Origin of the sequence: Shinella zoogloeoides, from assembly GCF_033705735.1 — a bacterium.
GTDB lineage: Bacteria > Pseudomonadota > Alphaproteobacteria > Rhizobiales > Rhizobiaceae > Shinella > Shinella zoogloeoides_A.
On sequence record NZ_CP131130.1, the window covers coordinates 558,602 to 580,258 of the forward strand.

At 66.4% G+C, this 21,657-nt stretch carries 28 protein-coding genes; 22 read left to right on the forward strand and 6 right to left on the reverse strand.

What is annotated here, in order from left to right; translation table 11 throughout:
- Positions 1-60 precede the first annotated feature (60 nt).
- Entirely contained in the window at positions 61-396 is a 336-nt protein-coding gene (locus tag ShzoTeo12_RS02740; RefSeq protein WP_245424885.1) for a DUF930 domain-containing protein, read from the forward strand.
- Positions 397-556: 160 nt separating this feature from the next.
- Here ShzoTeo12_RS02740 and ShzoTeo12_RS02745 read toward each other — a convergent pair whose 3' ends face one another.
- On the reverse strand, positions 557-1,417 hold the full coding sequence (locus tag ShzoTeo12_RS02745) for a VOC family protein (protein ID WP_318912359.1): 861 nt from the start codon (positions 1,415-1,417) through the stop codon (positions 557-559).
- A 297-nt stretch (positions 1,418-1,714) separates the two neighbouring features.
- On the opposite strand from ShzoTeo12_RS02745, the gene ShzoTeo12_RS02750 reads away from it, so the two are divergent.
- Positions 1,715-2,038: a TraR/DksA family transcriptional regulator gene (locus ShzoTeo12_RS02750; protein ID WP_318911203.1), complete on the forward strand. Its 324-nt coding sequence runs from the start codon at positions 1,715-1,717 to the stop codon at positions 2,036-2,038.
- A 115-nt stretch (positions 2,039-2,153) separates the two neighbouring features.
- Positions 2,154-2,810 carry a PAQR family membrane homeostasis protein TrhA gene (gene trhA / locus ShzoTeo12_RS02755; protein WP_119258198.1) on the forward strand — a complete coding sequence of 219 codons (657 nt, stop codon included), beginning with the start codon at positions 2,154-2,156 and terminating at the stop codon, positions 2,808-2,810.
- 6 nt (positions 2,811-2,816) lie between these two features.
- Here the strand turns inward: trhA and ShzoTeo12_RS02760 are convergent, their stop codons facing one another.
- Entirely contained in the window at positions 2,817-3,311 is a 495-nt protein-coding gene (locus tag ShzoTeo12_RS02760; RefSeq protein ID WP_318911204.1) for a hypothetical protein, read from the reverse strand.
- Between the two features lie 130 nt (positions 3,312-3,441).
- Here ShzoTeo12_RS02760 and ShzoTeo12_RS02765 point away from each other — a divergent pair, with 130 nt between their 5' ends.
- Positions 3,442-3,945 (forward strand): GNAT family N-acetyltransferase, encoded by a 504-nt coding sequence (locus ShzoTeo12_RS02765; protein ID WP_119258200.1) that lies wholly within the window; start codon positions 3,442-3,444, stop codon positions 3,943-3,945.
- 61 nt (positions 3,946-4,006) lie between these two features.
- Here the strand turns inward: ShzoTeo12_RS02765 and msrB are convergent, their stop codons facing one another.
- Positions 4,007-4,414 carry a peptide-methionine (R)-S-oxide reductase MsrB gene (msrB, locus tag ShzoTeo12_RS02770; RefSeq protein ID WP_119258201.1) on the reverse strand — a complete coding sequence of 136 codons (408 nt, stop codon included), beginning with the start codon at positions 4,412-4,414 and terminating at the stop codon, positions 4,007-4,009.
- A gap of 129 nt (positions 4,415-4,543) precedes the next feature.
- Here msrB and ShzoTeo12_RS02775 point away from each other — a divergent pair, with 129 nt between their 5' ends.
- From ShzoTeo12_RS02775 to ShzoTeo12_RS02830, 12 genes are all read left to right on the forward strand, one after another.
- Positions 4,544-4,777 (forward strand): AbrB/MazE/SpoVT family DNA-binding domain-containing protein, encoded by a 234-nt coding sequence (locus ShzoTeo12_RS02775; RefSeq protein ID WP_318911205.1) that lies wholly within the window; start codon positions 4,544-4,546, stop codon positions 4,775-4,777.
- Between the two features lie 5 nt (positions 4,778-4,782).
- The gene (locus tag ShzoTeo12_RS02780) at positions 4,783-5,205 is read left to right on the forward strand and encodes a type II toxin-antitoxin system VapC family toxin (protein WP_318911206.1); all 423 of its coding nucleotides are present in this window, start codon (positions 4,783-4,785) and stop codon (positions 5,203-5,205) included.
- Positions 5,206-5,320: 115 nt separating this feature from the next.
- Entirely contained in the window at positions 5,321-7,660 is a 2,340-nt protein-coding gene (locus ShzoTeo12_RS02785) for a putative monovalent cation/H+ antiporter subunit A (protein WP_318911207.1), read from the forward strand.
- Between the two features lie 295 nt (positions 7,661-7,955).
- Complete coding sequence (locus ShzoTeo12_RS02790) at positions 7,956-8,375, forward strand: Na(+)/H(+) antiporter subunit B (RefSeq protein WP_119258204.1); 420 nt, start codon at positions 7,956-7,958, stop codon at positions 8,373-8,375.
- Positions 8,375-8,752 carry a Na+/H+ antiporter subunit C gene (locus tag ShzoTeo12_RS02795; protein ID WP_119258205.1) on the forward strand — a complete coding sequence of 126 codons (378 nt, stop codon included), beginning with the start codon at positions 8,375-8,377 and terminating at the stop codon, positions 8,750-8,752. The genes ShzoTeo12_RS02790 and ShzoTeo12_RS02795 overlap by 1 nt, the downstream gene beginning before the upstream one ends.
- A 17-nt stretch (positions 8,753-8,769) precedes the next feature.
- Positions 8,770-10,311, forward strand: a complete 1,542-nt coding sequence (locus ShzoTeo12_RS02800; RefSeq protein ID WP_318911208.1) for a Na+/H+ antiporter subunit D — start codon at positions 8,770-8,772, stop codon at positions 10,309-10,311.
- A 2-nt stretch (positions 10,312-10,313) separates the two neighbouring features.
- The gene (locus ShzoTeo12_RS02805) at positions 10,314-10,787 is read left to right on the forward strand and encodes a Na+/H+ antiporter subunit E (protein ID WP_318911209.1); all 474 of its coding nucleotides are present in this window, start codon (positions 10,314-10,316) and stop codon (positions 10,785-10,787) included.
- The gene (locus ShzoTeo12_RS02810; protein ID WP_318911210.1) at positions 10,787-11,140 is read left to right on the forward strand and encodes a cation:proton antiporter; all 354 of its coding nucleotides are present in this window, start codon (positions 10,787-10,789) and stop codon (positions 11,138-11,140) included. The genes ShzoTeo12_RS02805 and ShzoTeo12_RS02810 overlap by 1 nt, the downstream gene beginning before the upstream one ends.
- Complete coding sequence (gene mnhG, locus ShzoTeo12_RS02815; RefSeq protein WP_318911211.1) at positions 11,137-11,493, forward strand: monovalent cation/H(+) antiporter subunit G; 357 nt, start codon at positions 11,137-11,139, stop codon at positions 11,491-11,493. Before ShzoTeo12_RS02810 ends, mnhG begins: the two co-directional genes overlap by 4 nt.
- 422 nt (positions 11,494-11,915) lie before the next feature.
- The gene (locus ShzoTeo12_RS02820) at positions 11,916-12,353 is read left to right on the forward strand and encodes a MucR family transcriptional regulator (RefSeq protein WP_119258210.1); all 438 of its coding nucleotides are present in this window, start codon (positions 11,916-11,918) and stop codon (positions 12,351-12,353) included.
- A 396-nt stretch (positions 12,354-12,749) separates the two neighbouring features.
- Positions 12,750-13,232 (forward strand): helix-turn-helix domain-containing protein, encoded by a 483-nt coding sequence (locus tag ShzoTeo12_RS02825; RefSeq protein WP_413251114.1) that lies wholly within the window; start codon positions 12,750-12,752, stop codon positions 13,230-13,232.
- Positions 13,225-14,025, forward strand: a complete 801-nt coding sequence (locus ShzoTeo12_RS02830) for a DUF6456 domain-containing protein (RefSeq protein ID WP_318911212.1) — start codon at positions 13,225-13,227, stop codon at positions 14,023-14,025. Before ShzoTeo12_RS02825 ends, ShzoTeo12_RS02830 begins: the two co-directional genes overlap by 8 nt.
- 202 nt (positions 14,026-14,227) lie before the next feature.
- Here the strand turns inward: ShzoTeo12_RS02830 and ShzoTeo12_RS02835 are convergent, their stop codons facing one another.
- Positions 14,228-14,647, reverse strand: coding sequence for a SufE family protein (locus ShzoTeo12_RS02835; protein ID WP_318911213.1), 420 nt, complete (start codon positions 14,645-14,647; stop codon positions 14,228-14,230).
- Positions 14,648-14,842: 195 nt separating this feature from the next.
- A complete protein-coding gene (locus ShzoTeo12_RS02840) occupies positions 14,843-15,262 on the reverse strand; it encodes a DUF5330 domain-containing protein (RefSeq protein WP_318911214.1) in 420 nt (139 codons plus the stop codon).
- Positions 15,263-15,765: 503 nt separating this feature from the next.
- Here ShzoTeo12_RS02840 and ShzoTeo12_RS02845 point away from each other — a divergent pair.
- From ShzoTeo12_RS02845 to ShzoTeo12_RS02860, 4 genes are all read left to right on the forward strand, one after another.
- The gene (locus ShzoTeo12_RS02845) at positions 15,766-17,292 is read left to right on the forward strand and encodes a HAMP domain-containing sensor histidine kinase (protein ID WP_318911215.1); all 1,527 of its coding nucleotides are present in this window, start codon (positions 15,766-15,768) and stop codon (positions 17,290-17,292) included.
- Positions 17,264-17,995: a peptidoglycan-binding domain-containing protein gene (locus tag ShzoTeo12_RS02850; RefSeq protein WP_318911216.1), complete on the forward strand. Its 732-nt coding sequence runs from the start codon at positions 17,264-17,266 to the stop codon at positions 17,993-17,995. The genes ShzoTeo12_RS02845 and ShzoTeo12_RS02850 overlap by 29 nt, the downstream gene beginning before the upstream one ends.
- Positions 17,996-18,019: 24 nt before the next feature.
- Positions 18,020-18,391, forward strand: a complete 372-nt coding sequence (locus tag ShzoTeo12_RS02855) for a DUF1491 family protein (RefSeq protein ID WP_318911217.1) — start codon at positions 18,020-18,022, stop codon at positions 18,389-18,391.
- A gap of 273 nt (positions 18,392-18,664) precedes the next feature.
- Positions 18,665-18,796 (forward strand): hypothetical protein, encoded by a 132-nt coding sequence (locus ShzoTeo12_RS02860; RefSeq protein WP_318911219.1) that lies wholly within the window; start codon positions 18,665-18,667, stop codon positions 18,794-18,796.
- Between the two features lie 7 nt (positions 18,797-18,803).
- Here the strand turns inward: ShzoTeo12_RS02860 and ShzoTeo12_RS02865 are convergent, their stop codons facing one another.
- Positions 18,804-19,781, reverse strand: a complete 978-nt coding sequence (locus ShzoTeo12_RS02865) for a DUF2336 domain-containing protein (protein ID WP_413251115.1) — start codon at positions 19,779-19,781, stop codon at positions 18,804-18,806.
- 513 nt (positions 19,782-20,294) lie between these two features.
- On the opposite strand from ShzoTeo12_RS02865, the gene ShzoTeo12_RS02870 reads away from it, so the two are divergent.
- Both ShzoTeo12_RS02870 and ShzoTeo12_RS02875 read left to right on the forward strand, forming a co-directional pair.
- The gene (locus ShzoTeo12_RS02870; RefSeq protein WP_119258217.1) at positions 20,295-20,762 is read left to right on the forward strand and encodes a hypothetical protein; all 468 of its coding nucleotides are present in this window, start codon (positions 20,295-20,297) and stop codon (positions 20,760-20,762) included.
- A 147-nt stretch (positions 20,763-20,909) separates the two neighbouring features.
- On the forward strand, positions 20,910-21,557 hold the full coding sequence (locus ShzoTeo12_RS02875; RefSeq protein WP_318911221.1) for a hypothetical protein: 648 nt from the start codon (positions 20,910-20,912) through the stop codon (positions 21,555-21,557).
- Positions 21,558-21,657: the final 100 nt, after the last annotated feature.

Here is a 21,657-nt window from a genome sequence, read left to right on the forward strand (position 1 = left end):
ATCGGGCTCCATATCGCCCTTTGCACTCTTGCGTTCGCACCGCTTTTCGCCGAGCCCGCCATGGCGATAGACACCCGCGTGCGCAACCAGTTGCAGAAGCTGACCCCGGACGAACGGCTGGAGCAGCGCTGCGATATCGAGGCGATGGACGAGATCAGCGGCGCCAGGGCCGGCTTCCGCCCGGACAAGGTGATCGCCTACGCCTTCGGCGACCCCAAGCTCGACGGCACGACCTTCAAGACGAAGGGCGCCGTCTTCCGCAGCAAGGGCGAATGGTATCGCCTGTCCTACAAGTGCGAGGCGAGCTCCGACCGGCTCGACATCCACGCCTTCAAATACAAGATCGGCGACCAGGTTCCCCATGAGGACTGGGCCGAGCATTATCTCTACGATTGAGATCGTCGGTAACTTTTGAGTGATCGGCCTCTCCCTGCGGGCGGTGAGACGGTCGTATTCGGCGTCAACGTTGCCCCTTTTCCCTTCTCCCCGCTTGCGGGGAAAAGGTGGCCGGCAGGCCGGATGAGGGGCAGCATACGCGTCTGCCCCGTCCGATGGTTCAGGCCGAAAGCCTCAGACCGATCCCCCACGGATCGACCAGCGAGACCGCGCCGCCCGAGCGGGTGGTGGGGATCGCCAGTTCGTCGAGCTTTTTCGTCGCCGCTTCGAGCTTTGCCGCATCGTTGAAGCGGATCGTGTAGTCCGAAAGGCCGGTCATGCCGTCCTCGCGCTTCGGCTGGCCGCGCGAATTCCAGACATTCGCCGCGACATGATGGTGGTATTTGCCGGTGGCGAAGAAGCTCGCGCCCGGATAGCGCGCCATGACGTCGAGGCCGAGCACGTCGCGGAAGAAGGCGTCGGCTTCGGGGATATCGGAGACCTGCAAATGGATATGGCCGATGACGGTGCCGTTCTCCTGCCCCGTCCAGCCGTCCTTCGGCGCCTCGTCGTAGAGCGCCTGCAGGTCGAGCCGGTGCGTCGCCATCTTCACCGTACCGTCCGGCACATAGGTCCATTCGGCGCGGTCGCGGTCGCGATAGATCTCGATGCCGTTGCCTTCCGGGTCGTCGAGATAGATCGCCTCGCTGACCAGGTGGTCCGAAGCGCCGGTCAGCGCCACGTTGTTATGGGCGGCATGGGCGAGCCAGCGGCCGAGCTCCCTGCGGTTCGGCACGAGGAAGGCGGTGTGGAAAAGGCCGGGCGCATTGCGCGGCGCGCGGGCGGCGTTGCTGCCCGTCGTCAGCGTGAGCAGCGGCCGCTCGCCGACGCCGAGCGTCTCGCCCGAGGCCGATCCGTCGAGCACCGAAAGGCCCATGACCTTCTGGTAGAAGGAAGAGACCATCGGCAGGTCGATCACCGTCAGGTGCGAATGGTCGACGAAGGCCGGCATGTCGACGGCGTGGCTGGCATTGTCTGTCATGGATGCGGTCTCCGCGCGAAGGGGCCCGGCCTTGCCGGCGGCGATGCCCGCGGCGGCGGCGCCGAGGAATGTCCGTCTGTCGAGGTCCGTCATGATATGATCCCTGTCTCGGTTTCCCTCGGAAACCGTTCTGTCGGGAGGAATATGGCGGAGCCGCAGCGTTCACGAAAGATGGCGTTTCGGCGATTTACCGTCAACATGGTGTTGACGAAGCGCGGCCGGGACTTGATTCCGATCAATGCCGATCGACAATCGCAATGCCAGTTTCACGCCCATCGAGAAAAGGAGACCCGCATCGTGAAGGACCTGGCGCATTATAAAGACATTCTTCTCACCCGCAAACGCGAGCTTTACGGCCGCCTGAACAAGATCGAGAAGGATCTCGACACGCTCAAGAGCGGCGACAGCGGCGACCGCGCCATCGAGCGCGAGAACGACGAGGTGCTGGAAGAATTCGGCACGACGGGCCTCAAGGAGCTTCAGGCCATCGAGGCCGCCCTCGACCGCATCGCGGCCGGCACCTTCGGCCTCTGTGCCAAGTGCGGCGAGCCGATCTCGCCCGCGCGCCTTGCGGCCGTGCCGCATGCTGCCCTGTGCGAGGAATGCATCGCACGGCAGTGAGGACGGGCTGCATGTCGCGCGGCAAACTTTCGTGATGGCCGCGCGGCGCGGGAAATCTTGCCTGCGAGGCGAAAACGCGACACCATGAGGAGAGGTTATCGCAGGCAGGACACCCATGGAAATCAAGGGCATCAAATGGGACTATGACCGCTACGAGGTGATCGCCGACGGCATCGTGCATGGCGTCGGGGTGGTCTTCGCGCTGGTGGGCGTCACCGCTCTCATCTTCTACGCCACGGTCTGGGCGACGAGCGGGCAGCTGGCCGCGGCCTGGATCTACGGCATCGGCCTCGTCCTCGCGCTGGCGACGTCCTTCGCCTACAATCTCTGGCCGGTCTCGACGGTGAAGTGGCACCTGCGCCGCTTCGACCATTCGGCGATCTTCGTGCTGATCGCCGCCACCTATACGCCCTTCCTGCAGCGCGGCATCGAGGACCCGTTCCTCGCCGGCATGCTCGTCTTCATCTGGGTAATGGCGGGGGCGGGCGTGGCGCTGAAGTTCCTCTTTCCCGGCCGCTACGACAGGCTGGCGATCCTCATCTATCTCGGCATGGGCTGGAGCGGCGTCTTCGCCGCCGGCCCGCTGCTGACGCATCTTTCCGTCGCCACCCTGACGCTGATCGTCGTCGGCGGCCTGCTCTATTCGGTCGGCGTCATCTTCCATGTCTGGGAGCGCCTTCGCTTCCAGAACGCCATCTGGCACGCCTTCGTCGTCGCGGCCGCGGCCGTCCACTATTCGGCCGTCGTCACCAGCGTCGTTTCCGGCATCTGATCCCGCTTACTGCGCGGCCGGCGCGGCGCCCTGCGCGCTGGAGCAGCCCTCCGCCGCATGCAGCGACTTCACGAGGCGACCGAGCAGCGGCGAAATCTCCGCCTTCATCGCCGCCGGATAATCCAGCACGAAGGAGGAGACGGCATCGTCGCAGAGCCGGACGACGCGGTGATAGAGGATCCGGTCACCGCGCGTGCCGGAAAGGCTGGCCCAGCCGGCCGTCTGCCGGTCATAGGACATGTCCCAGCCGTCCTTGCGGTAGGTCTCCCGCCGCCCGGCGACCTCGTCCTTGAAATCCCCCTCCGCGAGATAATGCCCCCAGACGGCAAGCGTCGCCGCGCCGCGCGCATAGGTGCGGCCGTCGCCATTGTCGGCCTCCTGCACCATCGCGAAGCCCGGGGGGATCTCGACGGCGAAGCCGAAGCGCGGATTGGCATAGGGCTCCCAGCCGGCGGCGAGGGCTGCGGCGGGGAGAAGGAAGAGCAAAAGGAAGCGTTGCACGGCGGTCTACTCGTCGATGATGTTCTGCGGGGAACGGATGAGAGCGGGCGTTTCATCGACCCGCCGTTGAAGCAGGCTGGACAGCTTTCCCGCTCCTCCTGTATGGCATGGGCAAAGGCAGGGGGGAACCATGGACATCACGATACGCGACGCCGCGGAGGCCGATCTCCCCGGTATCATGGACATCTACAACGATGCCGTCGCCAACACGACGGCGATCTGGAACGAGGCCGTGGTCGACCTCGAGAACCGCAGGGCGTGGTTTTCCGCCCGCCGCGAGCGCGGCTTTCCGGTCCTCGTCGCGGTTCGCGGCAAGCAGGTGCTCGGCTATGCCTCCTACGGCGACTGGCGCGCCTTCGACGGCTTCCGCCACACCGTGGAGCACTCCGTCTACGTGCAGAAGGATGCGCGCGGCACCGGCACGGGCAAGCGCCTCCTGAAAGCGCTGATCGACCGGGCGGGCTTCAATGGCATCCATGTCATGGTGGGCTGTATCGAGGCGGAGAACACCGCCTCGATCAGGCTGCACGAAAAGCTCGGCTTCCGCGTCGTCGGCCGCTTCAGCGAGGTCGGCATCAAGTTCGGCCGCTGGCTGGACCTGACCTGCATGGAGCTGAAGGTTCCGGCACGCTGATTGGAGCGTCTCCGCTTTTCTCCGAACCGCAAAACCGCTTCGCACTTTTGCTGGAAATGCTCTAGTCCTCGTCGAAGCTGAGCGCCACGCCGTTCATGCAGTAGCGCAGGCCCGTCGGCGGCGGGCCGTCCGGGAAGACGTGGCCGAGATGGGCGTCGCAATCCGCACAGCGGATTTCCGTGCGCGTCATGCCGTAGGAATAGTCGGAATGATCCGTGACCGCGCCCGGCTCGATCGGCTGGTAGAAGCTCGGCCAGCCAGTGCCGGAATTGTACTTCGCCTCGGATCGGTAGAGCGGCCTGTTGCAGCAGATGCAGCGATAGGTGCCCTTCTTGGAAAGGTCGAAGTCGGGGCTGGAGAAGGCGCGTTCCGTGCCGTGCTCGCGCGTGATGCGGAATTGCTCCGGCGTCAGAACCTGCCGCCATTCTTCCTTGGTCTTGTTAACCTTCAACGTCGTCGTGTCGCTCATGGCGTCCTCCTGTCGAGCCATAGATAAGACGGCGATTGTGGCAAGACAATTGGCGGCTGCGCGAATGTCGGACTCGCAATCCTACGTCCCGCATATTAAAGTAATACCGATGAAGGACGAGGTATTACGATGGGTGCGACGGTAACGAGCAAGGGACAGGTGACGATCCCCAAGAGCGTGCGCGACTTTCTCGGCATCGGTCCCGGCAGCAAGGTCGAGTTCCGCCGCGCCGCGGATGGCAGCGTCGTCGTCGTTCCGCTCGGCAAGACACAGCCGGAAAGGCGTTTTGCGCATCTGCGCGGCCATGCCGGCGCCGGGCTGACGACGGACGAGATCATGGCGCTCACCCGCGGCGAAGACTGACCCCCGTGTTCCTGGTCGACACCAACGTCCTGCTCGATCTGGTGACCGGCGATCCCGTTTTCGCCGACTGGTCGGTGGCGGCGCTGGAGGGGGCGGCGCTGCTCGGTCCTCTCGCCATCAACGATGTGATCTATGCGGAACTTTCCGTGCGCTACCGCGACATCGCCGATCTCGATGCGATGATCGCGGCCGCCGCGCTCGAGCACCTTTCCATCCCGCGCGAAGCGCTTTTCCTCGCGGGCAAGGTCTTCCACGCCTACCGCAAGGCGGGCGGCAGCCGGACGGGCGTCCTGCCGGACTTCTTCATCGGCGCCCACGCCGCGGTGGCGGGACTGACCCTCATCACCCGCGATGTCGGGCGGTACCGCACCTATTTTCCCGACCTCGATCTTCGCACCCCCGCCGCGCCGGACGATCAAGCTGGGTAAAAACGCCGCGCCCCTGCCGGTGAGGGGTGGCGAATTCGTGCAGGGCCACGTAGAAACGACGCTCTGGCCTTTTTGAAGGGTAACGACGGGCGAAGCCCGCGGATGGGGAGAGGGGATGACGCCGGACACGATGGGCCTGACTTTCGTTGCCTTCTGTCTGCCGTTTCTCGGCGCGCTGATCGCGCCCGCCCTCACGCGGCTTCTCGGCCACAATGCCGCCTGGCCGCTGGCGCTCGTGCCGCTCGCCGTCTTCCTGCATTTCCTCGGCTTCAACGCGGAGGTCTCGCATGGCGAGGTCATCACCGGCGGCTATGCCTGGGTGCCGTCCTACAATGTCAGCTTCTCCTGGCTGATCGACGGCCTGTCGCTCGCCTTCCTGCTGCTGATCTCCGGCATCGGCACGCTGATCGTGCTCTATGCCGGCGGCTACCTGAAGGGGCATCCGCACCAGGGGCGGTTCTTCTCCTTCATCCTGATGTTCATGGGCTCGATGCTCGGGCTCGTCGCCTCCGACAGTTTCCTGATGCTCTTCGTCTTCTGGGAGCTGACCTCGATCACCTCCTTCCTGCTGATCGGCTTCGACCATACGCGGGCGGCCGCGCGCCGCGCGGCGCTGCAGGCGCTGGTCGTCACCGGCGGGGGCGGGCTCTTCCTGCTCGCCGGCCTGCTGCTCATGTGGGACGTCACCGACGTCACGCAGCTCTCGCTGCTGATGTCCTTCGGCGATGAGGTGCGGGCGAGCCCCTTCTACCTGCCGCTGTTCTTCCTCATCCTCGGCGGGGCCTTCACCAAGTCGGCGCAGTTCCCGTTCCATTTCTGGCTGCCGAACGCCATGGAGGCGCCGACGCCGGTTTCGGCCTACCTGCATTCGGCGACCATGGTGAAGGCCGGCATCTATCTCCTGATGCGGCTCAATCCGGTGCTTGGCGACACGCTGGCCTGGGAGACGATCCTGCCGGCCTTCGGCGGCCTGACGCTGCTTGTCGGCAGCGTGCTCGCCATCCGCCAGAGCGACCTCAAGCTGATGCTCGCCTATACGACGGTCGCCTCGCTCGGTCTCCTGGTGCTGCTGACCGGCTTCGGCTCGGAATATGCGGCGGCGGCCGCCGCCCTCTATCTCGTCGCCCATTCGCTCTTCAAGGGCGCGCTCTTCATGGTCGCCGGCATTATCGACCACGAGACCGGCACGCGCGACATCACGAAACTGCGCGGGCTCGCCCGCGCCATGCCCGTCACCTATCTCGCCGCGCTCGTCGCCGCGCTCTCCATGGCGGGCCTGCCGCCCTTCTTCGGCTTCCTCGCCAAGGAGGAGATCTATGTCGCGCTTGCCGGCGGCAATCTCCGCGCCATCGCCTTCACGCTGGCGGCCATTATCGGCAACGGCCTGATGTTCGCCGTCGCCTTCGCCGTGGCGCTGAAGCCCTTCCTCGGCGCGCCCGTCGAGACGCCGAAGAAGCCGCATGAAGGCCCCTTGCTGCTCTGGGCCGGCCCGATGCTGCTGGCGATCAAGGGGCTGACCATCGGCGTCTTCTCCGCCACGGCCCATGCGCTGCTGACCTCGCCGCTCGCCTCGGCCATCGCCGGCAAGCCGGAGGTCGTCACCGTCTCGGCCGTGCCGCATGTCGGCATGCCGCTTCTCCTCTCCGCCGTCACGGTCGCCCTCGGCGTCGTCGTCTTCCTGTCGCTCGACAAGGCCCGCGCCGCCGCGGACCGGCTGGTCGAGGACATCGGCTGGGGGCCGGACAGGGGCTTCGACCAGGTGATGGCCGGGCTGGTGCGCGGCGCATCGCTCGTCACGCGCCTCGCCCAGCCGGGCCGGATGGAAATCTACATGACCGCGACCTTCGCGGCGGTCGCGCTGGCGCTCCTCGTGCCGCCCGCCGTCTATGGCGAATGGCCGCGCCTGCCGGTCTGGCCCGCCGGCATGCCGTTCCATGAGCTTGCGGTCGTCGTGCTCGCCGTCGTCGGCATCGGCGCGGTGCTGACGGCGAAGAGCCGCCTCACCGCCATCGTCGCGCTCGGCATCCAGGGTTTCTGCGTCGCGCTGCTCTTCCTGCTCTTCGGCGCGCCGGACCTCGCCTTCACCCAGTTCATGATCGAGACGCTTTCCGTCGTCATCCTCGCCCTCGTCATGACGCGCCTCCGGCTGACGCCGCGCGACCACCGGCCGCTGAGGGAAAAGATCCCGGATGCCGCCATCGCTATAGCCTGCGGCCTCGGCTTCGCGCTCTATCTGCTGAAAGTCACGCAGGGCCGCTTCGACACGGCGCTCACCGATTTCTTCAACCTCTATTCGAAAACCATCGCCCACGGCGCCAATGTGGTGAACGTCATCATCGTCGATTTCCGCGGCACGGACACGCTCGGCGAGATCGCCGTCGTCATGGTGACGGGGCTGGCGATCCTGTCGATCATCCGCATCCGCAAGGGCGGCAGGGCGAGGGGGGACGCATGATGGCGCGTCTACAAGTTCGGATGGCCTCCCGGTTGTCTTCCTTGCAATGCTGGGAGGATCGCGCGTTGCCACATCTTCCTTCTCCCCGCTTGCGGGGAGAAGGTGCCGGCAGGCGGATGAGGGGCGGGCGGGCAGCGCTCCCGCCGCTGTCGGGGCTCATCGGTCGGCGCTGCCCCTCATCCCACTGCCGCGACCTTCTCCCCGCAGGCGGGGAGAAGGGGCTTCCGGTTCCCCGGCTGCGCTCCTGCCTTGGCCGGAAGGCGTTCGGGCACGCCGCCCCCGGAGGCGTCCACCCATGAACACCCTCATCTTCCGCACCGTCGCGCCGTTCCTCACCGCCCTCATGGTGCTCTTCTCGATCTTCGTGCTGCTGCGCGGCCACAACGAGCCGGGCGGGGGCTTCATCGGCGGGCTGATCGCGGTGTCGGCGCTGGCGATCTTTGGCATCGCCAACGGCATTTCGGCCGTGCGCCAGGCGCTGTGGTTCCACCCGATGGCGATCTCGGCCTTCGGCCTCTTCATCGCCTGCATCGCCGGCCTGATGTCCATCCTCTTTGCCGTGCCCTTCATGACGGGGCTGTGGATCTATCCCTCGGTGTTCGGCGTCGAGATCCCGCTGTCCAGCGTCATGCTGTTCGATACCGGCGTCTATCTCGTGGTGGTGGGGTCGATCACCTCCATCGCGCTGGCGCTCGAGGCGGGGGACGACGTCTGATGGAAGTGCCCTTCATCCTTCTCGTCGGCCTGTTCTTCGCCGCCGCCGTCTACCTGATGCTGTCGAAGTTCCTGGTGCGCGTGCTGCTCGGCGTCGTGCTGCTCGGCAATGCGGTGAACCTCCTGCTCTTCACCAATGGCCGCATCCTGCGCGAGGTGCCGCCGATCATCCCGGCCGGGCATGACGTGCCGGCGACGCTCACCGCCAATCCGCTGCCGCAGGCGCTCATCCTGACGGCCATCGTCATTTCCTTCTCCTTCTTCGCCTTCCTGCTGGTGCTCGTCTACCGCGCCTACCAGGATCTCGGCACCGACAACGGCAACGAGATGCGCCTGGCGGAGCCGGAGGACGAACCCCTTCCGCCGACCGGCTACTGACAGGAACCGACCCGCCAATGGCCGTGAACCCGCAAGACCTTTCCGCAGCACTCGTCACGACGCCGGTCGCGACCGCCGACTGGCTGGTCGTGCTGCCGCCCGCCTGGTGCATCCTTGTCGGCGCCGTGCTGCTGATGCTACGCAAGTCGCTGCATCTGCAGGGCTGGATCGCCGTGCCGGCGCTCGCCGTGCTCGTCGCGCTCGATGCGCTGCTGCTCGCCCATGTCGCGACGAACGGGCCGGTCACCATGGTCATGGGCCGCTGGCTGCCGCCCTTCGGCATCGCCTTCACGGCGGACCTGACGGGCGTGCTCTTCGCGCTTTCCGGCGCGGTGGTGGCGCTGGCCGGCGGCGTCCATGCGCTCGCCGATATCGACGGCAGCGGCCGGCGCTACGGCTTCTATCCGTTCCTGCTGCTGCTGATGGCCGGCGTTTCCGGCGCCTTCCTGACGGGCGACATCTTCAACCTCTATGTCTGGTTCGAGGTGCTGCTGATCTCGTCCTTCGGCCTCATCACGCTCGGCTCCGAGCCGCGCCAGATCGACGGCGCGATCAAATACGCCTTCCTCAACCTCATCGCGACGACGCTCTTCCTCATCGCCACCGGCTATCTCTACGGCACCTTCGGCACGCTCAACATGGCCGACATCGCCGCCAAGGCGGCGGCGGGGCGTGAACACCTGCCGCTGATGACGCTCGCCACGCTTTACCTCCTCGCCTTCGGCATGAAGGCGGCGGCCTTCCCGGTGAATTTCTGGCTGCCGGCCTCCTACCACACGCCGAAAGTCGTCGTTTCCGCGCTCTTCGCCGGCCTTCTCACCAAGGTCGGCATCTATGCGCTGCTGCGCACGCTGGTCATGCTCTTTCCCGTCGAGCGGGAGGCGCTGAGCTTCGTCATCGCGCTCATCGCCGTCGCCACCATGCTCGTCGGCGCGCTCGGCGCGCTCGGGCAGAGCGATATCCGCCGCCTTCTCGGCTATGTCGTCATTTCCGGCATCGGCGTCATGCTGGCGGGCCTGTCGCTCGGCAGTCCCGGCGGCATCGGCGGGGCGATCTTCTATGCGCTGCATTCCATGGTGGTCATGACCGCGCTCTACATGGCGGCGGGTCTGGCGGGACGGCTCGCCGGCTCGTTCGACCTCAACCGGCTCGGCGGGCTTTATAGCCGCTCGGCGCTCTTTTCCGCCCTGTCGCTGGTGCTGTTCTTCGCCGTCTCCGGCCTGCCGCCGTTCTCCGGCTTCTGGCCCAAGGTCATGGTGGCCAAGGCCGCCATCGATATCGGCGCCTGGTGGCTGACGGCGGCGGTCTTCCTCACCGGCTTCCTGACCACCATCGCGCTCGGCCGCGTCTTCCTCCTCGCCTATTGGCGTCCCGCCGGCGAGGCCCTGCCGGCCGAAGCGATCCCGGTGAGCGCGCTCCTGCCGCTGGCGGCGCTGACGGCGCTCACCGTCGTCTTCGGCCTCTTCCCGGAGGCGCTGCTCTCGACCGTCCAGCACGCCGCCGAGGGGCTTTCCGATCCGCGGGCCTATCTCGGCTCGGTCTTTCCGGGGGTGAACTGACCATGCGGCCGACCGTCACCATCGCGCTCTTCGCCCTCGTCTGGCTCGCCGTTTCCGGCAGCTTCACCGTGCCGAACCTCCTGCTCGGCATGGCCGCCGGCGCGCTGTCGCTGTTGTTGATCCGCGGCCACATCCAGCCGGACGGCCGGCGCCTGCGGCCGCTGAAGATCCTCTCGCTGCTGGCGCTCTTCATCAAGGAACTGGCGCTCTCGGCATGGAAGGTCGCGGTGCTGGTGGCGAGCCCGAAAATGGCGCTGAAGCCCGGCATCTTCGCCTTCCCGCTGACGGTCGACCGGGATTTCGAGATCACGCTGCTCGCCAACCTCATCACGCTGACGCCGGGCACGCTCTCCGTCGACGTCTCGGCGGACCGCATGGTGCTCTACGTGCATGCCATCGACTGCTCCGACCCGGCCGGCGCGCGGCGCGACATCGCGAACGGCTTCGAGAGGAAGATCCTGGAGGCTTTCCGCTGATGGACGCGCAAACGATCATCTCCGCCGCCGCCGCGATCGCACTTCTCCTGATGTGCGCGGCCTTCTTCCTGACGGCCTTCCGCGTCGTCCGGGGGCCGACGCTGCCGGACCGCATCGTCGCGCTCGACATGCTGGTCGCCATCGCCATCGGCTTCATCGCCGTCGTGGCGATCCGCACCGGCTTCAACCTCTATATCGATATCGCCATCGCGCTCGGCCTCGTCGGTTTCCTGGCGACCGTCGCCTTCGCGCGCTTCGTCATGCGGCAGGGCATGGAGGCGGGCGAGGAGAGCGAGGCACTTGTGGAAGGGCGCAAGCGGGAAAAGGCGGGCAAGCGGAGGAAACGCCGATGACGGAGATGATCCTGGCGCTCGTCGTCGCCGTCATGCTGGTGGCGGGCGGCATCTTCACCTTCCTCGCCGCCGTCGGCCTCGTGCGCCTGCCGGACGTCTATACGCGCATGCACGCGGCCTCCAAGGCCGGCACCGTGGGCTCGGGCCTGATGCTGCTTGCGGCGGGCATCCACGCCTTCGACATCGCGATCCTCACCCGGGCGCTCGCCGGCTTCGTCTTCTTCGTGCTGACGGCGCCGGTCGCCGCCCACCTCGTCGCCAAGGCCGCCCATGGCGTGGGCTATCGCCTCGCGCGCGCGACCGTGATGGACGATATGCGCGAGGCAGAGAAGCGCAACGCCAAGAAGCGTTGACATTTGGTTTATAGATCATGGCCGGAATTTGAGTATCCACTGAATTTCAGCGGATAGATTGAAGGCGTGAAAGCTCTTTCTGTGCTTTGTCAAAATAATACTGGACAATCAAACCGGGAATGATATTTCAGGCGAAGTAAAGCATTCCGGTTGATTTAGCGCCTGCATCGATTTCCTGTCTAAGTTGAGTTCCTGCCGTAGTCGCGCGAATGCGGTATTGATGACGGCAAGAGAATCGCTGAAAACAGCGGCCGCTGTAGTGAAAAGTTATATTGGCGTAAAATGCCGCTGTTTCGAACGTCATCGTTCGCGCGAGCATCGTTTTGCCACATAATCAGCTCGAAGTAAGGCTTTATCCGGAATTCAGGAACGCGGTCGTCAGCAGCGCTTTCGACTACAACGATATCCGACAGGAGAAAGAAATGACAGAAACAACCCTTGGCGCCGGCTCCAATCTTCTCGTCGAGCTTACTGCCGATATCGTTGCGGCCTATGTCGGCAACCATGTCGTGCCGGTCTCGGAGCTGCCGGGCCTGATCGCCGACGTGCATGCGGCGCTCAACAACACCACGCAGCCCGTCGCCACCGTCGAGGCGCCCGTCGCCGCCGAGAAGCCGAAGCCGCCGGTGCCGGTGAAGAAGTCCGTGCAGAACGACTACATCATCTGCCTCGAGGACGGCCAGAAGTTCAAGTCGCTCAAGCGCCACCTGATGACCCATTACGGCATGACCCCGGAAGAATACCGCGAGAAGTGGGACCTGCCGGCCGATTACCCGATGGTCGCCCCCGCCTATGCCGAGGCCCGCTCGCGTCTCGCCAAGGAAATGGGCCTCGGCCAGCGCCGCAAGGCCGGCAAGTAATCCAGCTTACTTAGCCTGCTGCCAGTCCAAGGGCCGGTGCCGTGAGGCGCCGGCCTGATGCTGCCGGCCAGACCAAAATCTTCCCTCGTCATGCGCGGGCCCGACCCGAGCATCCACAAACCTCGGACTCAACGCCGGGGATCGCGACGGGAACGAGGGGGCCGATGATCCAAGGCCGGAGCCGCAAGGCTCCGGCCTTTTGCGTTGCGGAGACGCCGGCAAGGCCGTGTCTTTCGCGCAAAGCTTCGCAAGGGAAAAGGAATATAAGCCTATATCGGGGATGCCTGTCACAAATATATGAAGAAATTCAACGGATGATTGCGCCAGGGTGCTTCATTCATCCTCGCACATCCTCTAGGGTGTATGAATAAATTCCTATCAACGGAGTGGCCAGTCATGCACCAGTTCATCGTTTCCCAGAGACGGTCGTCCCGAGCGGTTCCACCTTCCGCCGGCCCCGCGCCGGAAGTCAAGGGCGCCGGATCCGGCATGGAGCCGGGCGAGGGGACGCGTGCCGCCCGCCGGACGATGGCCGTGCGGGAGCCGCCGACGGTGCCGGCGCCCGTCGCCTGCCGCATCGTGCGCCGGCTCGTTCTGGAGATGACGGCCCTTGCGGGCGACCGGCCGCTCTGGCGCCGCGACAGCCGGCGCACCACCTGCCATGTGCGCCAGATCGCCATGTATGTCTCCCACGTCGTGCTGCGGCTTTCGCTCTCGGAGATCGGCATGGCCTTCGGCCGCGACCGCACCACGGTCGGCCATGCCTGCAACGTGGTGGAGGATCGCCGCGACGATGCCGCCTTCGACGCCTTCGTCTCGGCCATCGAGCGCGTCGTCCTTTCGGTGTTCGGCCCGGCGGGGATCGGCAGCCATGAGTGACGCGACCGCACGGAAGAATGCCGTCGACCTTGCAAAGCTCCTGCGCTTCCTGCTGGCGGCCGGCGAAGCGCGCCTCGAGGGCGAGGGCACGCTTGCCGCTGCCGGCGGCAGGGCGCAGTCCGTCTCCCCCGCGATCTTCGGGGAGGCCCTCAGCCTCGGCCTCGTCCGCCGCGACGGGAACCTGCTGGCGGCGACGCCGGAGGCGCGCGCGCATCTGCGCCGCCGGCTCTGCGAGGCGGAAACGCCCTTCGCCGGCCAGCACCGGGATATCGAGGAGGTCGTCGTGCTGCGTGACGGCGTGCGCGAAAAGGCGCTCGCCAACCGCCTCGAATCGCCGCTGGCGGGCCTTTCCCGGCTGAAGGAGAAGTCGGGCGACGCCTACCTTCCGGAAAGCGCGCTCGCCGCGGGCGAACGGCTGCACGCCGATTTCACCCGCGGCGGCCTCCAGCCGCGCATGACCATGTCCTGGGAGCCGCGCATCGCCGGCCGCCAGAAGGGCGAGGCCGGCGCGTCGCGCGACCTTACCGACACGGCGCTCGCCGCGCGCCTGCGCGTCGCCCGCGCCATCGAGGCGATGGGCCCCGAACTCTCGGGCGTCGCCCTCGACGTCTGCTGCTTCATGAAGGGGCTGGAAACCGTGGAACGGGAACGCCAATGGCCCGCCCGCTCCGCAAAACTCCTCCTGCGCGCCTCCCTGATGGCGCTCGCCCGGCACTATGCCCCGCCTGCCGCCGGTGAGCGACGGGCACATGCCTGGGGAACGGAAGGGTATCGGCCGGAACTGCCGCGCTGAGATTCGCCCCTCGCCCTGACCCTCTCCGTCAGGCAGGGAGAGGGGACGTGCCCCACGCATGGTTATTGGCTAGGGAAAACGGTGCGGCATATCCCCTTCGCCCCGCTTGCGGGGAGAAGGTGGCCGGCAGGCCGGATGAGGGGCAAGGGGCCTCGCCTCTCCAAAGAGAGCAGGACCGTTACCCGCCTTCGGGCAAGCCTCCCTAAGCCGCCACCTGCATCGCCGCCTCTTCCCGGATGCGGCGCACCATCGAGCGCAGGCCGTTGGCGCGCTGGGAGGAGAGGTGTTCGACGAGGCCGATCGTGTTGAAGGTGTCGATGGCGTCGAGGGCGGCGATTTCGGAGGCATGCCTGCCGGAATAGATGGCGAGCACGATGGCGACGAGGCCGCGCACGATATGGGCATCCGAATCGCCTTCGAAGGTCATCACCGGGTCGGCGCCGCCCGCGCTGTGGCTGACGAGCCAGACCTGGCTGGCGCAACCCTGCACCTTGTTGGCCGCGGTGCGCTGGTCTTCCGGCAGGTCCGGCAGCGCCTTGCCGAGCTCGATGACATAGCGGTAGCGGTCCTCCCATTCGTCGAGGAAGGCGAAGTCGTCGATGATCTCTTGCAGCGTGGCCATGTTCGTTCCGTCCGGGCTATCGCCTTCCATATAGGCGAGCCGGCCGGCCATTTGAACCGCAAACCGCCGCGCGCAAAAAGAAACGCCGCAGGGAACGGGTCCATGCGGCGGTTGCTAGGCAACGAGTGAGGCAGGCAGAAACTTGGGAAGCAATGCCGCAAAGGCTGCGGGATCGCGGCTTGGAAGGGGGCGGCGTCAGCCCTTGTGGTCGGGACGGCGGGTCGGCACGGCGATGGTGCCGGTGATGACCTCGTCGTCGGCATCGATCTTCGCGACGGCCGGAAGCGGCTGGTTCAGCGCTTCCTTCTTTGCCGGCTCGGCAGAGGCGACGTCCTCGTCGGCGAACTGGGTGTCGAGGAACTGGTAGGCGATGCGGGCGCCTTCACGGGCCCGGTGGCCGAGGGCGACGAAGGTCTCGCTGCCCTTCTGGCAGACATCCGGCTTTTCGGCGCACATGCCGGTCACATAGTTGAGCGCCTCGCTGGCGGCGCTGAACGTGTCGCCGATCTCGACGCTCGGCCCTTTGCTCAGCTTGTCGGAGGATTCCGGGTCCAGGAAGGGGAGCAGGACCAGAACCAGTGAGAACCAGAACGTTCCCTTGATCAGAAACCACATTGCTTGCCATCCTCGTTGGTGCCCCGGCGTCTTGCGGCCGTCGGCTCGTTTGGTCCTTGGCGAACCGTTGATGCGAGAATAGGGGCCGGAAGGAAATTCCCCTTTGCAGGAATCGTTCGGGTTTTGCCCAGTTTTGATTAAAATGCGATCTATTTCGCACTTTACCGGCATTTGCGGCAGATTTTAGCGATCCGCGTTAAGGATGATGGCGCGCCATCGGGGTCCAAGCTGCCGGAATGCCGGGAAGGGGGCGGCAGGGGCCTTGCCCCAAAAGTTAATATGAACAGAAAAATGCCGCAAAATGAGGCGCTTACGCCCCGTTAACCACGCCGGACGAATGGCCGTTGGATTGCCCCGAAATGGGACTTTTGGGCCTTTTTCGCCCGCTTGCGGCCCCTGCCGTTTATCCTTTCCTTAAGTCGCCGATGCGATTTTGACCTCACAGAAAAGAACATGAACGGCAGGGTTTTGCGTTGCGCCAATTGACCATCATCGCGGACAGAATGGCAGCCCGTCTGGGCGCCGTTGCTGGCGTTGCTGGCGCGGGCGCTGCCGATGCGCGCCCCTCCGCCTCGCTGCGCGCGACGACGCTGGCGCTGCTTGCCGCCGTGCCCGGCCTGCCGCTGGCGCTCTCCGCCGTCCTGCCCGCTTCCGCCGCGCTTCCGGCGGGCGTCGCGCTTGCCGGCGCCGGCGCGCTGCTTTCGGCCGCCGTCACCTCGGTGCGCCGCCCGAAGCCGCTCCCGCACAAGAGCTTCGCCGAGGCGATGGCAGAAGCCGCGCCGAGCGACGTCTCGCCCTACGATCTCTTCGCCGGCCTCGTCACGCTGCACGATGCGCGCGGCTTCGTCACCGCCGTGCACGGCCGCGACCGCGCCGACATGCTCTCCTGGATGCGCGATCCGGCGGGCCGCGGCTATCTTGACCAGATCCACGTTTCCGACCGCATCGCCTTCCTCGCCGCCATCGACAGGCTGCGCCAGGGCGGCGCCCGCGAGACGGTGGACATCCGCATCGACCGCCCGCGCATCGAGGTGGATGCCGAGCAGTTCATGCACATGCGCGTGGAGATGACGGCGCTGGCCGGCCCCGACGGCGCGCTTGCCTCCGTCGTCGCCCAGTCGCGCGACATGTCCGACGAGGCGCGTCTGCGCAACGAGAATGCACGCAAGGCCGAGGAGGCCGAATCGGCCAACGACGCCAAGACGCGCTTCCTTGCCGCCGTCAGCCACGAGCTGCGCACGCCGCTCAACGCCATCCTCGGCTTTTCCGACATCCTCGCCGGCGAATATTTCGGCCGGCTGGAGAACGATCGCCAGCGTGAATATGTCGGGCTGATCCACCAGTCGGGCTCGCATCTCCTGTCGGTGGTCAACACCATGCTGGACGTCTCGAAGATCGAGGCCGGCCGCTACGAGCTGCTGACGGAGCCTTTCCTCGTCGCCGACAGCGTCAAGGCCTGCGAGCAGATGCTCGGCCTCCAGGCGCGCGAGAAGGGCATCAAGCTGACGAGCCGCGTGCCGCGGGCCATCGGCGAGGCCGTCGCCGACCAGCGGGCGATCCAGCAGATCCTCATCAACCTCGTCGGCAACGCCATCAAGTTCACCGACCGCGGCGGTATCGTCACCATCGATGCGGCGCGCGAGGGTCGCGACCTGCTGCTGACGGTCAGCGATACCGGCATCGGCATCCCCGCCGACAAGCTGGCGTCGATCGGCCAGCCCTTCATGCAGGTGCAGAACGAGTATACCCGCAAATACGAGGGCACCGGTCTCGGCCTGTCGCTGGTCAAGGGCCTCGTCGCGCTGCACGGCGGCAGCTTCGCCGTCGAGAGCCGGCCGGGCGAGGGTACCGTCATCACCATCCGCATTCCGGCGGACGGGGCGGGCGTGGCGCGCGACGGGGAGCTGCGGCCCGCGGCATCCACCGTCGATTTCCCGCCGCGCCTTGCAGCGGGGGCAGAGAAAGTTTACCAGCCATCGGACGATGGCAAGGACACGCAAGATGAACGCGCACGTCAGAAGACAGCCTGAGCGGCGGCCCCAGGGCCAGGCCCGCAAGGGCGGGTCTCGCGGGCGCAGCCAGCCGCAGCGCCGGCCGAATATGGTGATCGCCGGGCTTTCCGCCCTCGGCGGGCTCGCCGCGCGCCATCCGGGCGTGATCGGCGGCGTCTCGGCCTTCGTCGTCGTCTTCTCCTTCGTGGCGGCCAATGCGCTCTGGTACCAGCCGGGCGGCCATCCGTCGCCGTTCCTGAAGACCCGCTCGGCCGACAATTCCCTCGGCTTCACCGCCACCCGGCCGGAGCCGCACGACCAGACGACCTTCGTCATCGAGCGACTGGAGGAGGGCGAGGCCCTGCCGGAAGTCACCGACGTCACCCCCGCCGAACGCCCCTTCGACGAGGTGGCGAGCCTCATCGAGAAGCAGCCCGCCACGGCGGCGGGCACGCAGGCGAGCGCCAAGGACGAGGCCGACCCGGTCGCCGCCGCCATCCTGCGCGCCGAGGCCGATCCCGGCGTCACCTCGGCGGTCGCAAGGCCCGCGCCGAGCGAACTGGTGATGCAGATCCAGAAGGGCCTCAGCAACATCGCCTATGCCGACATCGCCGTCGACGGCCTGATCGGCGAGAAGACGCGCACCGCGATCCGCCATTTCGAGAAGCATTACCGCCTTCCGGTTACCGGCGAGCCGAACGAGCACGTCCTCGCCAAGCTCAAGGACATCGGCGCGCTGTAGCGCCCGCCGCGTGAGGCCCCGGACATGCGCCTTCGCACCGATATCTTCGTCTCCGCCCTGATGCGCCGGGTCTTCGCCCGCGGCGATTTCGCCGCCGTGGAGGCCAAGGGCGCGGAGGAGGCGGGGGCGGTCTTCGTGCGGCAGATATTCCGCGACGGCACGGAAAGTCTCCACGCGCCCGCCCCGCAAAGTTTCTTCGACGAGGACGACAGTGGCCGGCGGCTCTTCGAAACGCGGCTGGATCGGGTGGAGGCGACCGCGGTCACCGACGCCGTGGCGCGCGAACGCCGCTTCGACGGCGATCTCTGGGTGGTCTCCATCGAGACGGACGATCTCGGCGATCTCATCGCGTTCGCCGGGGAGGAGCCGAAGGATGACGGGTTCTTCCGGCGATAGAGGAGGGTGGCCTCCGATGTTGGCGATGCGCCCCTCATCCGGCCTGCCGGCCACCTTCTCCCCACAAGCGGGGCGAAGGAGATATGCCGCACCGGTTTCCCAAATAACTACCGTGCGTGGGGCACGTCCCCTCTCTCCGCTTGCGGGGAGAGGGTTAGGGTGAGGGGCAAGCCTCCGCATGACGCCTGTTCCGCCGGGAACAGCGGCCCACATCCGGCCATGGGAAAAGCAAGGCACACAGGCAGCGGCCTGTGCAAACCCCTGGAGAGACCCATGCTGATCGTGCTGCCTGCCCTCGCACTGCTGATTTCGGGAATGTTCGTGCTGATGACGCTGGCCGCGCTTTCGGGCGGGCGGGACGAGGAAGCTGCGGTCCGCGCGCCGGTGCGGCGCCGGGTGTTTTGAGGGGGCGTCAGCCGGCGGCGCTCTGCCGGCCCGGTCCTGGGAATGCGTCCCGATGCGCCTGCCCCCTGGCCGGGGCATCGTCGCCATTGGCGGCCTTCGGCAGGCCGTCGCCGTTCGTGTAGCGGTCCGCCCTCTGCCAGCTCTCGACCCGGCGGGTCGCCTCGGCGGGGTCGAGCGAGGCGATGAGCGTCTCGGCGCCGCCTTCGGCCAGATGCGGATAGATCGTCCTCAACACGAAGAGGCCGTCGGCCTCCGCCACGCCGAGCGCCAGCAGCGTTTCGCCGAGCTGCCGGCCCGAGACATCGAGAAGGATGCGTTCGGAAAGCCACTGGCTGGACGCGAGCGCATCGGCGAGCGTCACCGCGATCATGCCGATATCGCCCGAGCGCGCGAATCGCACGAACAGCGCCTGATGGATCTCGCTCGCCGGCACCAGCCTGACGGGCGCCTCGGCGGCGGGCGTCGCCGCGCGCACGAGCGCGCGCAATTCCGCACGGATTTCCTCTTCCCGCTCCAGCCGCGCGGCCTCGCGAAGGGCCTCCGCGCGGTCCTCGCCGGTCCTGCGGCTGGCGTGCTCCTGGTGGGTGCCGACCAGCGCCTCGATGACGGCGGGCGAAAGATCGTCGCGCCGGCCGATGGCGCGGGCATGGTCCGGGCCGGTGGCGCGCAGGATGTCGAGCAGCGTGCCGTCGGTTATCGCCTTCGAGCCCATCAGGAAGATGGCCGCGATGCCGATCGGCTGATGCGCGATGAACAGGGCGGTTTCCTGCGGCACCTGCGGGCAGCGCGACAGGGCGGCGACGGCCTGCCGGCGTGCTTCATCGCTGGAAGCGGCATAGAGCTGTTCGAAAAGTTCGCCGAACTGGACGAGATCCGACCGCGACGGAAAACGCAGGCTCTCGAAGCTGGAAACCGTGGCCATCAATACGATGTCCTTCGGCCGCCCGGCTTGCGGTCTCTCCAGTTCGCGAAACCTGTCCGCCACGAAACACCTGTCATCCCCGGACCGGCAGCCCCCTGCCGATCCCCATATCACTCATGAAAAGTAGAGGAAAAACCTTAGCGAGCCGTTAACCTTGCCTTTTCGTAAACGATAGCGAATACAAACAGCTATACTGTCCGGAACCGGGATTTTCCGGGTGTGCCGGCCGATTGGCGCCGGCTTTGCGCGGGCGGCATTCGTTGTTGCCCTGCTTCATGCTAGAGTGGTGAAACGACGATGCCGAGCCTGCTGTGGGTTCCGGGGAAAACGGGGACATTCACCGCTTTCACGTATTTAAGGCCATACTAATGCCCAACTTGCCCGTTTTTTCCGGTCTTGCGCGCACCGCCTTGTCCTGCGTTTTACCCACGGCCGTTTCCCGTGCGGTTTCGGAGTAGCGCTTGAAGAAAGGCCGGCCTTTGCCGGTCCCCTTTCCACCGGGCGCGCATTCAGCGCTACATCTTAACGGGAATTTTAGGAATGACTGATAGACGTCTCGTAAACGGAGACACTCTCATGAAGCCGATCGCCAGCACTGCTCGCATTGCATCCATCGCCCTGGTCGCACTTGCGACGACGACCGCCACGGCAATGGCCGTGTCGGGGACGGGGGCCTTCTACACGGTCGGCAATGACCACGGTGGCATGATCGTCGATTATGCCCTCAAGGCGGCTCAACTCGAACAGACGGGGCAGCCGGTGAAATTCAGCGGCCGCTGCGATTCCGCCTGCACCATCTATCTCGGCCTCAACCAGGAGCAGCTTTGCGTGACGCCCGCCGCGCGCTTCGGCTTCCACCTGCCGTTCGGCAGCTCCTCGCAGGGCAACAGGGTCGCCGCGACCTATCTGCTGAAGAAGTATCCGCGCTGGGTTCTCGGCTGGCTGAGGGACAATGGCGGGCTGAACCGCAATCTCAAGGTCATGCCCTATGAATATGTCAGCCAGCATATCAGGCCCTGCGGAACGCAGACCACGGATTTGTAAAACGGCAGGCGGCCGGAGCGGGAACGCTTGCGACCGGGCTGGTTGACATGGAATGAACAACGCATGAGGCCAAGGGAGCGCTGCTCCCTTGGCCTTTTTCGTTTCGAGGTTCAAGCAACGACCGTTGCTGCGGTTCCTTGCTTAACGATGGCCACCGCCACCGCCACCGCCGCCGCCATTACCGCCGCCCTGGCTGCCGCCATTGCCGCCGTTGCCGCCGCCGCCACCGTTACCGCCGCCCTGGCTACCGCCATTGCCGCCGTTGCCGCCGCCGCCACCGTTACCGCCGCCCTGGCTACCGCCATTGCCGCCGCCGCCGCCGTTACCGCCGCCCTGGTTTCCGCCATTGCCGCCGTTACCGCCACCACCGCCATTGCCGCCGTGGTTGTCACCGCCGTGGCCGCCATTACCGCCACCACCGCCGTTACCGCCATGGTTGTTGCCACCGTTGCCGCCGTTACCGCCGCCACCGCCATTGCCGCCATGGTTGTCACCGCCGTGGCCGCCGTTACCGCCGCCACCGCCATTGCCGCCGTGGTTGTCGCCGCCGTGGCCGCCATTGCCGCCGCCGCCGCCGTTACCGCCGCCGCCATGCCCATGCCCGTTTCCGTGGCCATCGCCGTCGCCATTACCGCCGTGGTGGCCACCATGGTGACCGCCATGGCCGCCGTGGCCGCCATTGCCACCGTGGTGGCCGTGATGGCCACCGTGATGACCATGATGACCGCCGCCGTTACCATCGCCATCGCCATCGTCGCCATTGTTGCCGGGGATGGCAAGGCGGCCGGCGGATGAACCGCCGCTGCTTCCAGGAAGGGTGACGAAGGTTGTCGCCAAGGCGGTGCAAGCCGTCAGTTCATTCTTGAAACGCCGCTGTACCTGCCGCAACGCGGCC

Coding starts and splice junctions, on each gene's coding strand:
- ShzoTeo12_RS02830 (WP_318911212.1), top strand. CDS start 13,225: ATGAGTGACGCGACCGCACGGAAGAATGCCGTCGACCTTGCAAAGCTC.
- ShzoTeo12_RS02835 (WP_318911213.1), bottom strand. CDS start 14,647: ATGGCCACGCTGCAAGAGATCATCGACGACTTCGCCTTCCTCGACGAA.
- ShzoTeo12_RS02790 (WP_119258204.1), top strand. CDS start 7,956: ATGAACACCCTCATCTTCCGCACCGTCGCGCCGTTCCTCACCGCCCTC.
- ShzoTeo12_RS02840 (WP_318911214.1), bottom strand. CDS start 15,262: ATGTGGTTTCTGATCAAGGGAACGTTCTGGTTCTCACTGGTTCTGGTC.
- ShzoTeo12_RS02875 (WP_318911221.1), top strand. CDS start 20,910: ATGGCCACCGCCACCGCCACCGCCGCCGCCATTACCGCCGCCCTGGCT.
- ShzoTeo12_RS02820 (WP_119258210.1), top strand. CDS start 11,916: ATGACAGAAACAACCCTTGGCGCCGGCTCCAATCTTCTCGTCGAGCTT.
- ShzoTeo12_RS02745 (WP_318912359.1), bottom strand. CDS start 1,417: ATGACAGACAATGCCAGCCACGCCGTCGACATGCCGGCCTTCGTCGAC.
- ShzoTeo12_RS02825 (WP_413251114.1), top strand. CDS start 12,750: ATGCACCAGTTCATCGTTTCCCAGAGACGGTCGTCCCGAGCGGTTCCA.
- ShzoTeo12_RS02775 (WP_318911205.1), top strand. CDS start 4,544: ATGGGTGCGACGGTAACGAGCAAGGGACAGGTGACGATCCCCAAGAGC.
- ShzoTeo12_RS02870 (WP_119258217.1), top strand. CDS start 20,295: ATGAAGCCGATCGCCAGCACTGCTCGCATTGCATCCATCGCCCTGGTC.
- ShzoTeo12_RS02805 (WP_318911209.1), top strand. CDS start 10,314: ATGCGGCCGACCGTCACCATCGCGCTCTTCGCCCTCGTCTGGCTCGCC.
- ShzoTeo12_RS02795 (WP_119258205.1), top strand. CDS start 8,375: ATGGAAGTGCCCTTCATCCTTCTCGTCGGCCTGTTCTTCGCCGCCGCC.
- ShzoTeo12_RS02740 (WP_245424885.1), top strand. CDS start 61: ATGGCGATAGACACCCGCGTGCGCAACCAGTTGCAGAAGCTGACCCCG.
- ShzoTeo12_RS02850 (WP_318911216.1), top strand. CDS start 17,264: ATGAACGCGCACGTCAGAAGACAGCCTGAGCGGCGGCCCCAGGGCCAG.
- ShzoTeo12_RS02860 (WP_318911219.1), top strand. CDS start 18,665: ATGCTGATCGTGCTGCCTGCCCTCGCACTGCTGATTTCGGGAATGTTC.
- msrB (WP_119258201.1), bottom strand. CDS start 4,414: ATGAGCGACACGACGACGTTGAAGGTTAACAAGACCAAGGAAGAATGG.
- ShzoTeo12_RS02810 (WP_318911210.1), top strand. CDS start 10,787: ATGGACGCGCAAACGATCATCTCCGCCGCCGCCGCGATCGCACTTCTC.
- ShzoTeo12_RS02845 (WP_318911215.1), top strand. CDS start 15,766: ATGGCAGCCCGTCTGGGCGCCGTTGCTGGCGTTGCTGGCGCGGGCGCT.
- trhA (WP_119258198.1), top strand. CDS start 2,154: ATGGAAATCAAGGGCATCAAATGGGACTATGACCGCTACGAGGTGATC.
- ShzoTeo12_RS02785 (WP_318911207.1), top strand. CDS start 5,321: ATGACGCCGGACACGATGGGCCTGACTTTCGTTGCCTTCTGTCTGCCG.
- ShzoTeo12_RS02800 (WP_318911208.1), top strand. CDS start 8,770: ATGGCCGTGAACCCGCAAGACCTTTCCGCAGCACTCGTCACGACGCCG.
- ShzoTeo12_RS02855 (WP_318911217.1), top strand. CDS start 18,020: ATGCGCCTTCGCACCGATATCTTCGTCTCCGCCCTGATGCGCCGGGTC.
- mnhG (WP_318911211.1), top strand. CDS start 11,137: ATGACGGAGATGATCCTGGCGCTCGTCGTCGCCGTCATGCTGGTGGCG.
- ShzoTeo12_RS02765 (WP_119258200.1), top strand. CDS start 3,442: ATGGACATCACGATACGCGACGCCGCGGAGGCCGATCTCCCCGGTATC.